9 protein-coding genes are annotated in these 13,255 nt (G+C 43.5%); 1 reads left to right on the top strand and 8 read right to left on the bottom strand.

The window, feature by feature from the left end; translation table 11 throughout:
- Nucleotides 1-122 precede the first annotated feature (122 nt).
- The 4 genes from VB836_RS29950 to VB836_RS29935 form a co-directional block, all read right to left on the bottom strand.
- Complete coding sequence (locus VB836_RS29950; RefSeq protein WP_323225166.1) at nucleotides 123-650, bottom strand: DUF456 domain-containing protein; 528 nt, start codon at nucleotides 648-650, stop codon at nucleotides 123-125.
- A 38-nt stretch (nucleotides 651-688) separates the two neighbouring features.
- Complete coding sequence (locus VB836_RS29945; protein ID WP_046281227.1) at nucleotides 689-1,336, bottom strand: cofactor assembly of complex C subunit B; 648 nt, start codon at nucleotides 1,334-1,336, stop codon at nucleotides 689-691.
- Between the two features lie 36 nt (nucleotides 1,337-1,372).
- Entirely contained in the window at nucleotides 1,373-2,104 is a 732-nt protein-coding gene (gene rpaB / locus VB836_RS29940; protein ID WP_046281226.1) for a response regulator transcription factor RpaB, read from the bottom strand.
- 314 nt (nucleotides 2,105-2,418) lie between these two features.
- Complete coding sequence (locus VB836_RS29935) at nucleotides 2,419-3,615, bottom strand: RNA-guided endonuclease InsQ/TnpB family protein (RefSeq protein WP_046281225.1); 1,197 nt, start codon at nucleotides 3,613-3,615, stop codon at nucleotides 2,419-2,421.
- Nucleotides 3,616-3,958: 343 nt separating this feature from the next.
- On the opposite strand from VB836_RS29935, the gene radA reads away from it, so the two are divergent.
- On the top strand, nucleotides 3,959-5,620 hold the full coding sequence (gene radA, locus VB836_RS29930; RefSeq protein WP_046281224.1) for a DNA repair protein RadA: 1,662 nt from the start codon (nucleotides 3,959-3,961) through the stop codon (nucleotides 5,618-5,620).
- Nucleotides 5,621-5,816: 196 nt separating this feature from the next.
- On the opposite strand, the gene rpsU is transcribed toward radA, so the two are convergent.
- From rpsU to VB836_RS29910, 4 genes are all read right to left on the bottom strand, one after another.
- Complete coding sequence (gene rpsU, locus VB836_RS29925) at nucleotides 5,817-6,014, bottom strand: 30S ribosomal protein S21 (protein WP_046281223.1); 198 nt, start codon at nucleotides 6,012-6,014, stop codon at nucleotides 5,817-5,819.
- 761 nt (nucleotides 6,015-6,775) lie between these two features.
- Complete coding sequence (locus VB836_RS29920; protein ID WP_200906361.1) at nucleotides 6,776-6,961, bottom strand: hypothetical protein; 186 nt, start codon at nucleotides 6,959-6,961, stop codon at nucleotides 6,776-6,778.
- A 99-nt stretch (nucleotides 6,962-7,060) separates the two neighbouring features.
- Entirely contained in the window at nucleotides 7,061-11,935 is a 4,875-nt protein-coding gene (locus tag VB836_RS29915) for a DUF4347 domain-containing protein (RefSeq protein WP_323225162.1), read from the bottom strand.
- A 908-nt stretch (nucleotides 11,936-12,843) separates the two neighbouring features.
- The coding region (locus VB836_RS29910; RefSeq protein WP_323225160.1) for an RNA-guided endonuclease InsQ/TnpB family protein at nucleotides 12,844-13,255 on the bottom strand (412 nt) is incomplete at its 5' end.

The following is a 13,255-nucleotide window of genomic DNA, read 5'->3' as shown; positions in this document are numbered from 1 at the left end:
AAAGAAAACCGCCTGCTGACTGCGTACTACCGGGGGAAACTAGGTAAGTGCAACGCAGGAACTCTTAACTGTGAGGTTAAGCAATGTCCGTACCATAAACGAAGTTTTGGTGTTGGGAGAAGTCACAGATTATAAGGCCAGGTTGTGACTAAAAATACCACGACACAAGCGGTAGCGAGAATGCCTTCAATCAGATTTCCCACAAACGATCCAACAACAATTCCAATTGATGCTTTAAATGCCAGCTTAATTCTAGCCTCAAATGCTAAATCTTTCCGATAGAGAAACTCACCCACGATTGCCCCTAATAACGGCCCAATCAGAATCCCCAGCAGAGGCCCACCAAACGGTAAAGCAGGTAAAAACCCCAAAAACCCCAGAACCAACCCGATCATCGCTCCCGTTTGTCCCCAACGGCTAGCCCCTGCCTGTTTCGCCCCCAAGTAAGCACTGAGAAAGTCAATCCCTACACTGATCAAGAGTACAGCGATTGTCACCCCCAAGGCTAAACCCACATCCCTAAACCCGTTGACAACACCCCAAACTAAAATCGCACCTAAAATCAAGCTAGAACCGGGAAGAGCGGGAACAACGGCTCCGATAATCCCGACCAGCATGACTACAACCAGAATCCAGTATAAAACTAACATTGGGGTTACTTCTCAAACTGCACTATTAATCATTGTATTTAGATTGAGCGTTGACTGAGGGTATTTTCCAATTTATCGGCAATTCCTTCAACCCATTTTTCATCTTGTTGGGTATAACTGCGAGGTGCATTTGCCCCCAAAATCAAAACCCCTCGATTTCCTAACGGTTGACAAATAACCCCTTGTGTATTTTCGGGTAAATAATCAAACTCAATTCGACCGGGATAAAGCGCGAGATTCACCAAATAAACAGGTTTTTGTTTATCTAAGACTCGTTGAAGAATAGGGCCAGGTTGAACTTGAGGATTTTTTCCTAAAACTCCCCGTCGCAGCAACACTTGGTTTTGATAAAAAACAACGACTGATCGAGTTACAGTATTGGTTAACAACAGATGAGAAGCCCAAGCCAATTCAGTCTTAACCTCATCGGGCAAATCGGATTTGAGATCAAATCCCGTTTCACCGATCAGAGTCACCGCATCGGGAGATTTAGGTTGAACTTGCTGCCACAGCAAGCCCGTTAAAATCAGTACAGCACTCAATATCACCCCTAAAGCATCAGAACGCGCTTGTGAGTCCAATATCTCCGGGGTGAGAGTGCGATTGATCAGTAATAACGTTCCCCCTAATCCGCCCACTAACAAAGGCAGAAGTCGCAGCACTCGATTGGGGTCAGATTTAGGCATTTTGGCGTGATTCGTGACTCATCAAAATCCGGTGAATTATCCGACTTCTCCCGGTTCTATAATCCGTTGAAACAGATAACCCGTACCGCGTGCGGTGAGAATCAACTCCGGGTTACTGGGATCTTCTTCTAATTTAGCTCGCAAGCGAGAGATGTGAACATCCACAACCCTGGTATCGACATGACGTTCAGGAGTATATCCCCAAACTTCCTGTAAAATTTCTGAACGAGAAAACGGTTCACCCGAACGACTCACTAACAATTCTAAAAGGCTAAACTCCATTCCGGTTAAACGAATGCGTTCATCACCCTTGTAGACTTGGCGTTTGTTCGTGTCAATCCTAATCGTCGCTACCTGGATGACCCCCGAACTGGGAATCCCCGAAGCCCCATTTTTATCAATCCGACGCAATACAGATCGAATCCGCGCCTCTAATTCCTTGGGAGAGAAGGGCTTAACAACATAATCATCGGCGCCTAATTCTAAGCCCGTAATTCGATCCGCTACATCCCCCAAAGCCGTTAACATAATGATGGGAATATCGGATTCTTTTCTGAGTTCTTGACAGACCCCATAACCATCTAGCTTCGGCATCATCACATCCAAGACGACTAAATCCGGGTCAGTCTTGCGAAAGGTTTCTAAAGCTTCCTCTCCATCGGCTGCCGTGACCACATCATAGCCAATCATCGAGAGGCGTGTCTCCAGAATCCGACGGATGCTGGCTTCATCATCCACAACCAGTATTTTTTCTTTATGATTTTCCAATTGACTTCACCAATCCCAACGTTTACGTTAAGCTACGTTTTTGATACAACCCTGTCTAGACTCTCTGCCGTTGACAACGGAATTTCAAGTCTACAACAGAGCAGGTTGTCTGTGTTATCACACTTTGTTTGACAAATGTGTTTATTTTTTTACTCTATCATTTATAGAACTGGCAAGAATTCTCTCAGTTTAACTTAGCTTAAGGGCAAGGCTGGCACAAATGTCATCCGCTCAGACCGGATAGGAATAAAAAACTAGAGAATAAAGGTTTTCCATTGAAGCTCCGCGCCCACAAGGGGACGCGGATTCTTGGCTCAACGAATCAGCTTGTCTAAATCAGTTTCCTGAATTAGATAGAGGCTGGTTTCTCCCCAAGCGTGACTTTCCGTTCTTCCAACGGTAGTTTGATATTCTAGTCCTAACATTTTTAATGCCTTAGCCAGAACGTTCAATGCGGCGTTGTGGTCGCGATGAAGCTCAGTTCCACACTTACATTTGTGAGTTCGGGTACTGAGCGTTTTTTTGACTTTCTCTCCACAACCACTACAGTCTTGAGAGGTATACTGAGGTGGAACAGCTACACAAACAATTCCATGTATTTTGCAGTAATAATCAACCCAGTTAGTGAATATTGACCAACTGGCATCACTAATACTTTTGGCTAAATGATGGTTTTTCACTAAATTTTTCACCTGCAAGTCCTCGTAAGCAATGAGGTCATTAGACGCTACCAACGCACTGGCTAGTTTAACCAACCAGTCTTTACGCTGCCTACTTACTCGCAGATGAAGACTCGCTAATTTCTGTTTAGCCTTATTTCTGTTCTCTCCTCCCTTTTGTCGCTTTGAAACCCGTTTTTGTAAGATTTTAAGGCGTTTCTCTGATTTCCTTAACAATCTAGGGTTTTCAATACGGTTGCCATCTGAGTCGGTATAAAACGACTCTAAGCCCAGATCAATGCCAGTAACCTTCCCCGTAAACTTATGTTCAATCTTGCGCTCTACATTGACGCATAGTTGCACGTAGTAACCATCAGCACGTCTGACAATTCTGACTCGCTTGATTTGGTTTATTGAGTAGAAATTAAGGTCATAACCACCCCGTAGTTTGAATGTACCAGCCTTGAATTTATCGGTGAATGTGATTTGTTTTCTATTCTCAGATAGCTTCCAACCACTTACCTTGAATTCAACTGAGCGTACATTCTTCTTGAAACGTGGAAAGCCTTTTTTCCCTGCAACTTTTTGGCGACAGTTATCGTAAAAACGCTTAATGCTAGCCCAGGCTCTTTCAGAGGAAGCTTGACGAGCACTAGAATTGAGTTTCCCACACCAAGCAAATTCTTTAGCCAAGTCTTTGGTAAGGGCAGACAAGTCGTACTGCCCTATGCCCTTGTTGTCCATCCAGTGACGGATGCAACGATTACGAATGAACTGAGCAGTCAAAATCATCTCATCAATGATTTTGAACTGCTCAGATTTTCCGTATAACTTGGCTTCAAGAACTAGCATTTATCCAGCTTTAGATTTATGGTTTGTATCTTACCATAAACTAAGATTGGGTGTCGGCATCCACTGGAGAAAGAGAGGGTATCGAACCCTCCCTTTCTCCCGCCATTCATCCTCACCCACAAGGGAATGAGGCTTTCTGGCGGATTTCTAGTAAAATTACAATGAAGTATAATTTTACATTTTTTTCCTTGAACTCAGTTCAATTCTTGAGTTTTTCCGATCAGATCTCGGTGAACAGGAACCTCAAATCCCACAGAAGCAATTTGCTCCTTTGCTTTTTCCCAAAATCGCATCCATTTTAGACTTCATTGCTCAATCTGTCTAGTTCAATCTATTTTAAGCAATGCCAAAGCCGCGAATCCAATATGTTTGTCACGAATGCGGGGCAGAGTTTCCTCAATATTTTGGTAGATGTCCAAGCTGTCACGCTTGGAACTCTTTAGAGGAACAAGTTGAACCCAAAACCCCCCCTTCCCTACAACGATTTAGTTGGAGTAGCTTAGAAGAAGGGACTACCGCTAAAGTTGATTCGGTATCGTCAGGACAACCGAGATCTTCGTTTAAGTTATCTCAAATTGCTGATCAAACCCAGTCGAGGATGTCTTCCGGTTATGGAGAACTTGATCGCGTCTTGGGAGGCGGAATTGTACCCGGTTCTTTGGTTTTAATTGGTGGAGAACCCGGAATTGGCAAGTCTACCTTATTGTTACAGGTGGCGAATACTTTATCTCAAAAAACTCGGGTATTGTATGTTTCAGCCGAAGAATCAGGACAACAAGTAAAATTGCGATCGCAGCGTTTGGGTGTTGGGCCAAAACCCGAAGAGGTAGATTTTCACAATGGCGACTCTCAACCGCCAGAATCTTCATCGTCGAACCCTCAAGCTGAAAATGATCCGTTTACAGAAGAAATAAAGTCTCAGCTTTCCAAAAAACAATCCGCTCAGACTTCCAAAGCAGAAACAACAAATGGCAATAACGGAAATCCCTCTCCAGAAAAAGTAGAAGAAAGCGAACCCGAATTATATCTCCTTCCTGAAACCGATTTAGAAATGATTTTAAGAGAATTAGAATCTCTTAAACCTAAGTTAGCGATTATTGATAGTATTCAAACGATTTTCTTTGCCAGTTTAACATCCGCTCCCGGTTCGGTAGCTCAGGTGCGTGAATGTACTTCGGCTTTAATGCAGGTAGCTAAACGCGAAAATATTACCCTGTTTGTTGTGGGTCATGTCACCAAAGATGGCTCTTTGGCAGGGCCGAGAGTTTTAGAACATTTAGTGGATACCGTGTTGTATTTTGAAGGGGATCGATTCGCCTCTCATCGGCTATTACGTTCGATGAAAAATCGCTTTGGCGCCACTCAAGAAATCGGGGTATTTGAAATGGTAGCTGATGGTTTAATGGAAGTTCTCAACCCATCGGAATTGTTCTTAGGAAATCGGGAAGATTTCGCCCCCGGAACTTCAACGGTGGTTTCGATGGAGGGAACTCGTCCAATTGTTGTAGAGATACAAGCTTTAGTGAGTCCCGCCAGTTACGGTTCAGCCCGTCGGGCGACTACCGGAGTTGATAGCAGTCGATTATTACAAATTTTAGCCGTTTTAGAAAAACGAGTCGGAATTCCCTTATCAAAATTAGATGCTTATGTAGCTTCCGTGGGAGGATTGAAAGTCGATGAACCCGCAGCCGATTTAGGAATTGCGATCGCCATTGTTGCCAGTTTTCGCGATCGCATCGTTGATCCGCGTACAATTTTATTAGGTGAAGTGGGATTAGGCGGTCAAGTTCGGCCCGTTTCTCAGTTAGAATTACGGTTACGGGAAGCCGCAAAATTAGGCTTTAAACGAGCCATTATTCCTAAAGGTCAAAATCCGGCTGATTTGGGAATGGAAATTATCTCAGTGGGTAAAGTGTTGGATGCGATTATTGCGTCTATTCCCACTCAACCCGCCACCATGATTAGTCATTCTGAGGTTAACCATTCTGAGGTTCCAGACTTTTAAAAATTCACGAATATTTACTGACTTTTAGTGTTTTTTTGATAGTTTATAATAACCCCAAAGGCACAAAGAATTTCTACCTTGGTGTCTTACTGTCTTGGTGGTTTTTTAAACAGATATGAAATACCCCTCATTTCTGCACAGAACAATAAGGGGCAATCAAAACTTAGAGATGGAATCGTTGAAGTGATCTTCTTCTTTAAAACATCCTCTTTTTACGCATGGCGCGTCTTTGACGTTGGTTGGCAATTGCTTTGCGCTTACGTTTTTCGGGAGGGGTTTCAAAGTGACGCTTCTTTCTCACGTCTGCTAAGATACCCGCTTTTGAGACTTCGCGCTTAAAGCGGCGCAATGCTGATTCGAGTTGTTCGTTTTCACCCAGGATAACTTGGGTCATTGTTTCTCCTTACTCTTCTACAACAACATTTGATTATTTGCTAAAGTGTTCTCAAAACTCACGCTTAGGGGGCAAGATTTGAGTGTTATAGCTAAGTTAAATTCAAACGTTCCTGTTCTCAAAGAAGCTTTTTGATTCCTTGGTCGATCTGGAAAACTGAGCGGATTACCCTCGAAAGGGGATTGAAACTGCTCTACTACAGTCTTTCGAGGAATTTTGCTGACTTAACCGAGTACAGAAACGATTCAAATTGAGCGTCACAGAAGCTGATTATACTGGAAACTACAGCTATCAGGCTTATCAGTCAAAAATGGAAACAATCATAGAGTCACTTTAGATCACGGTTAGGTCAGTTTTGGAACAGCCTCAGCAGCACATACCTGCTATTGTTCTCTGCCCCAGCCTGATTACTTGCTCTACTCTGCAATCTGTTTCCAGGTTTAAACCCAACTCGAACAGATTCGAGTCAGGTATTAGGCTTTTTTGAGCTGAAGAGTCAAGCACCTACCTTGATTGAGTTTCTGGAAGGGATGAACTCCTAATCATATATCGCTCAGAGTCCAATATAGGTCTCTTTTCAGACCGGGATTTAGGAATTTTCCTCCCACTATAGGGGTTGACCCATAAGCATTTATTCTTAATTTTACCGGATTATCCCTCACCTCTGAGGATAGATTTCAATATTGCTAACCAATATACTAGCGCAATCTGGCAAATTTCGTCTATATCCTAGTCGATCACCAATCAATCGATATCTTCTGCTATCGGCTAACCTGGCGGAAAACACCAGTCGCAATAGACAGGACTAACAGTATCCAGATAATCACCCCCGGTAAAAAAGCCAGGACTTGTAAACCTCTAAGAATCCATACTAATAGGGTGATGGTCGTGATCACCGCAAACAGGTAGGAAAAAATCTGTTTCTGGGTGTAGGGAGATCGAGTCACATCAGATACCTCGTTAAGATTGAACACCAGTTAACAGCGATCGCGCTATCGTTGATCAGTACAACCGCTAATCGCGATCGCTGTTGTCAGGATAACAGCTTAGTTAACCAGAGCGGTAAAGCTACTTTCCGTTAAAGCGCTCACCTGTATATTATTGAGAATTGCTAACTGTTGACCGTCAAGACTGAGAATTGTCGAGGTTCCCTCTTGAGTGAAAGTTAACTGGTCAAAAGTTAAGCCTCCTCCTAAAGCAATGAAGTCAGTCCCCAGTTGGAAATCACCGATGGTATCGATACCTTCATTGGAGAAGATCAAAAAGCGATCGCTACCACTTCCCCCAAATAATAGGTCATTTCCTTCATCGCCAAACAGCCAATCATCGCCTAATTCTCCATAGAGAGTATCTTCGCCTAACCCCCCATAGAGAGTATCGCTATCTTCTCCCCCACAGAGGCGATCATTGTCTTGATTTCCAAACATCAGGTCATTTCCAATACCGCCACAGAGGGTATCTTGTCCAGGGGTATCAGCAAAGTTGACATTATCATTGATATCGCCATAGATGGTATCGTTGCCTTCATCACCGCAGAGGTGGTCATTGCCTAAGTCCCCGTAGAGTAAGTCATCTCCCGCTTCACCATAAACGAGATCGTCTTCTTTACCCCCACGAACGTCATCATTTCCATCCCCACCACTGAGGGTATCATTACCGCGACCGCCATTAATGGAATCATCGCCTGCACCGCCCCACATCAAGTCAAGAACGCCATTTAAACCCCGTTCGGGTTCGATCTCTTCTTCATCAACGGTATCGCCCAACATCGAGTCATCGCCTTGATCGCCGTAGAGGGTATCATTGCCCAAATCCCCTAAGATGATGTCATTATCTTGACCGCCAAAGGTAAAATCATCTTGTTCCCCACTGAAAATCGTGTCATTTCCGGGGCCACCCTGAAGAATATCATTTCCTTCGTTGCCGTAGATGATATCTTGTTCAAGCACATCTCCGACAGAAATCCCGCTACCTGCACCATTCGTCCCAATAATGGTATCGTTACCAAAATCTCCAAACAGAGAGTCACTTCCTTCGTCACCGAAGATGAGTAAATCGCCTGTGGTGCCAAAAACGGTATCATTTCCCTCAAAGCCAATAATAACGGCAGTTTCTACAGAGGCGAGAATTTCATCATCTGTTAAAGTTCCTCGGAGGGTGTCTTCCGTCGCAGAACCGATAATGGGTTGTTCTACATTTGAGGGGTTGGGAATAACGGAAGGACGATTTGGGAGATCAATCCCAGCAAATTCGGGTAACGGAGGACAGTCACAACCGCCATCATCAATGGGTTGATTGGGAGGAAAGACAGCATCTTCCTCCACGTTTAGCCGTACTGTCGCTATGTTAGAAACAGCGCCGTCGTTATCGGTTGCGGTGAAGGTGAAACTGGCTTCACCGATAAAGTTGGGGTCAGGTTGAAAGCTGAGTTGTCCGGCTTGTTCAGCAGTTAGACGTGAAACTTGATCCAAACTGGTGATTTCTTCGCCATTGAGGAATAGGATGCCATTGGGGGGTAATTCAACGATTGTCAAGAACTCAACTGTACCATCGGGGTCTGTGGCAATCAGTTGGGGAAGATTAGAAGTGCTGCCATCATTGGTAATGGTTTCCGTTTTATCCTGTGCTTGTGGGGGCAAATTCACAGGATCTGGAAAACTGGGGACAGATAAGGGAACAATGGGAATCGTTATATTCGCAACATTAGAGATATCCCCATCATTGTCTGTCACCGTATAACTAAAGGAGGCATTACCCGCAAATGCAAGATTAGGCTGAAATGTCAGGTTATCGAGTTGATCGAGTGTTAAATCTTGTACCTGAGTGGCGTCAGTAACCGCTACACCGTCCAACAACAAAAGACCCTGTGCAGGAGTGGGTAATGTAAAGCTGATGGTTTCTACAGTGCCATCGGGATCGGGATCACGGAAATTCGCCGTAGATAAAGGTATAGCCACCGGACTCACGTTGAGGGTAGAATCCGTTATAACATCGTCTGCAACGGGAAGTTGATTAACTCGGACGCTAATATTAGCTGGGGCAGAAGTTGCACGTAAATTATCTTGAATGGTGTAGGGTATGGTAACGATTCCGCCCGTAAATTCGTCGGTAAATTCGGGAACCGGGGTAAACAGAACGCTGGGTTGATTTTCAACAACTCTAAATGTTCCTCCTTCAACGGTAAAGATTGGTTGTATTCCAACTAGGCCTAGATTGAGGTCAATGGTGTTGAGATCCACTTCTCCATCAGGATCAGGATCGCTAACCACAAGATTAACAGGGACTTCAATACCAATGCGGGTACGGGCTTCTGCATCTTCTGCAATGGGGGCTTGGTTAATGGGAATGGTAATATTTGCGGTTGAACTCGCCCCGTCGTTATCTGTAACTGTGTAAGTAAACCTGACATTGACATTTTCGCCTTCGTCTGTAAACTCAGGGTTAGGCTGGAAGGTGACATTCCCTAGTTGATCGATCGGTAAATTTTCCAGTTGGGCGGGGTCTGTAACTTCCTCACCATTGAGTAACAGAACACCCTGTTCGGCTGGAGGTAAGGTGAATGTGATGCTAACAATCTCATCATCATCGAAGAAATCTGTTCCTTCGATTAAAGGTAAGGGAATGGGGTTACTATTGTTTGGAATGCGATCATCGCGTGCAACATCAAAGACCGTCGGGGGTTGATTGGGGGTAACTGTGACAGCAATTGTCCCTGGAGGATCTGAAACCGCATCCAATTTATCTGCAACAGTGTAGGTGATGGTTATCGGGTCTGCTTGTCCGGGAAACCCTGGGGCGGGTGTAAAGATAACGTTTGGAGGTTGGTTCTCAACTAGAGGTTGTAGCTCAAATGTCCCTTGTATTTGTCCTTGTTCATCTATTATCTGTCGGGTTGTTTCTATTTCGTCAGTGTCCGGAACAAGGTCAATCGTTGTCAGATCTTCGTTCTCATTTGGATCGGTAATCACTAAGGGAATTGGATCTGTCGGAACACCAAACCGAGTGTTACCCGTAGCATTATTTGCGACAGGGGGTTGGTTGGCTGTGGTCGGAGGAACATCAACAATCGTGCCAATTCCTTCTGTATCTCCAATAAAACCTTGACTGGTGCTGGTGAGGATGACACTAAAGGTTTCATCGGGTTCTTCTATCTGGTCCGGGAGGGTGTCAACGGGGATGGTGGCCGAGGTCTCTCCGGCAGGAATGGGAATTGTTGTTGTGATTGGTGTATAGTCATCACCTGCTGTTGCTGTTATGTCGCGGGTGGTATACTCTACGGTTACGGTGACATCCGTCGTAGTCGCTCCCTGCAAACTTACGGTAAATGTGGCAGGTTCACCTTCATTAACCGGAGTCGCATCACTAATTGAGACTAGGACTTTACTATAGACAACTCCACCTGCGATGAGGTCTAAGCCCCCATCTGCTTCATTCGTATTTGTTGGGAAAACAGCTGCGTTTGTGAAATCAACTAACTGCTCGGGAGTTCCATTGACATCATTGGCAAACAACGAATATCCAAAGAAAGTCTCACCAGCTAGGACACCTAAATCTGTATAGCTGACATAAACACCACCAACGGATTGAGGGGGAACGTCCGCGCTTCGTTGGAGTGATCCGCCTGAGTTATCAGAACGTAAAACTGATGTCTCCAATGTAAAGCTTTGATCTTCACCCCATTCATCTTCTGCAATGAGAACTAACTCCCCATACTCACTCGGTACACCGTTATCTAGAGCAAGAATGGGTGCAATTTTAAACGAGTCGTTTCCTGCACGTTCTAAGATCAGAAAACCGACTGAATCTAAGTCGGATGCTGTATTAGATGTAGTCAAACCGTTGGTTGCGATATAGTCAACCCGTTCAATATTATTGATGTTTTGGTCGCTTTGCGTTGTTGCATTGGCAAAAATATTGTCTGTGCCTCTATTGATGACGTCATCAAATAAGGCAATTTCCATGATATCCCGATCAGGAAATTCCGCAGAAAGTTTAGGTAAAGGGGGTCGCAAGTTTAGTTCTGCTGCGGTTTGGCTGTCTCGCTCAAACCACAGGAGTTGGCGGTTTCCTTCGATATTGTCATTATCCACTCGTCTCAACTCAAAGTCGTTGAGGATGCTTCCTGCTAGAAATTCTGCGTTTTCAGCGACAAAACCATTAACGATGCGAAGGTTTGGCTCTCCCCGTTGAAAGTTGTATGTGATCTCGGTTCCTGTAATATCAGGAGCATTATAGCTTTGATCATCAGGGGGGGGACCGGGTATAGGGTCTGGTGTTATTATCCCAAGGCTATTAATAGGAGTAGCTAAAACAGAAGAATAATGAGCGATCGCTTCTGAAGTTAGCGCTAATGATACCTTAAATTCATCGGTTTTTACTTCTAGGTTCCAGTCTCCTCCTAATGCAGAATCACCTGTTTTGTTGGCGGAAGCGGCAATTTTCGCCCCAGTAATTTGATGGAGTTTTTCAATAAATTCAACGCCTGCATCTCCGGCGGCGACGTGACAACCGTAGAGAATTAAAGAGGGAACTGACCAAGTTTGCAGTTGACTAGCGTAACGTTTTAGGGTATCGAGGCTGAGTTGAGTATTACCCAGTTGCAAGCATCCGGGACTACCATGTGAAATGATATGAATTTCTGAAAGATCGGTATATTTTCGCAGCGCTTGGGTAATTTGTTCTATTCCGTCTTCGGTTCTATCGAGAAGAATGACCTTAGCTTGCGGTACAACGCCTTTCTGTAGCTTTTCGCAGTCTTCGACTTGGGCATCAAGAATAACAAGAATGTTTGTTTTTGAGGTACGAGAAGCAAGAGAAAAACAAGTTTCTTGAGATTTTTGAAACTGTTCCGGGTCTTGCAAAAGTTGGGTAGAAATAGTACAGTAAGAGGTTTGAGTAGAGCCTGAATTAGAAAACATCATTTCAGTGGGTTTAGGAAAACTACATTCAAGACTGATATTCCTCCTGAAATGTTTCGGAGGAAAAATTTATTTTTTGGACAATCTCCGCCTCTGATCAGGTGGAATTTTTTGGCTTGCGTATCTTCTCTCAATGAATTTAGCTACAAAAGCTAAATTTAAAGCGTGCCAATATCTTTAAGTTTCTAGCTTTTTTAGGTTCTAGAAACCCTCTAAAATTTTACAAGTTTTTGGTGGTTCTGTAGAACTCTAGTCTCTGTTTCTCAGAAAATTTTACACCCCTCAAACTTTGAATTGGTTAGATTTAATACAAAACATAGCCTCTGGCAATTTTTTCATAAATCAACTGTTCCAAGGGATCAAACTTAAATGTTTGACTGGAGAGATTAGCTTAAATTTATGCTTTCTTTATTTGAATGAAAACTTGATATAAATTTCTACAGCTTGGCTTGATCTGAGCGGAAAATTTTCTTTGCTCTTGCAACTTAAGCTCGTTCATTTGTACAACTCCCCCTATCACACTAACTAAGTGGTGTATCAATCTTACTAATTGCATCAGTAAGATCACCTATCTATATACCTGTTCTTTCTGTGTTTACAAGTTTTCATTTATTGCAGTTCATAAACTGTCATATTTTGACTTGACAAGTTGACTTATTTATGCCTTTTAAACAATCAGGATTTTTTGTGAGTTTCAATATAAAGATGTTTATCAGATTATATGAGAAGTCACTATAGCTTTTTATTTCTAGAGAAATAGCTATTCGCAACATATCTTGAGGGTTTCACTTTGGCTTCTAGCCCTCTTTGATCGCTTGAAGAATAATCAACAAATCTCGGTCATTTGAGCAGAGAAAAACTTCCAAAATTATTTCATTGACATACTCCCCATTTCTAAAGAAAGGGGATTCTTAGCTATTGCTAATTCTTGGTTCATCGACACGACTTATTGAATCGGATTTCTCCTCATCAACAGAGATCGAAGTCTCCCCAAGCTTTCCCTCTAAAGAGGCAGATTCCGAATGCCCTTCGGTACTGTATTGATTAAACTCAGCACCCAAAATACTCATACCTTTTTTCAAGATATTCAATGCGGCGTTGGTATCGCGGCAAATTTCTGTCTTGCATTTAGGGCATCTGTGAGTGCGGGTACTGAGTGATTTTTTTACTCTAAAGTCACAGTTAGAACAATCTTGAGAAGTGAAATGTGGGCTAACAGAAACAACTGCTTTATCCCAAATTTTTCCAAAATAGTCTAACCATTGGGTGAATTGATACCAACTCGCGTCTGAAATCGACTTAGCTAAATGATGGTTCTTGACC

The organism is Limnoraphis robusta BA-68 BA1, assembly GCF_034932365.1.
Taxonomy (GTDB): domain Bacteria; phylum Cyanobacteriota; class Cyanobacteriia; order Cyanobacteriales; family Microcoleaceae; genus Capilliphycus; species Capilliphycus robustus.
Note: the sequence above shows the minus strand (reverse complement) of the source record. Positions and strands in the feature narration are given on the sequence as shown.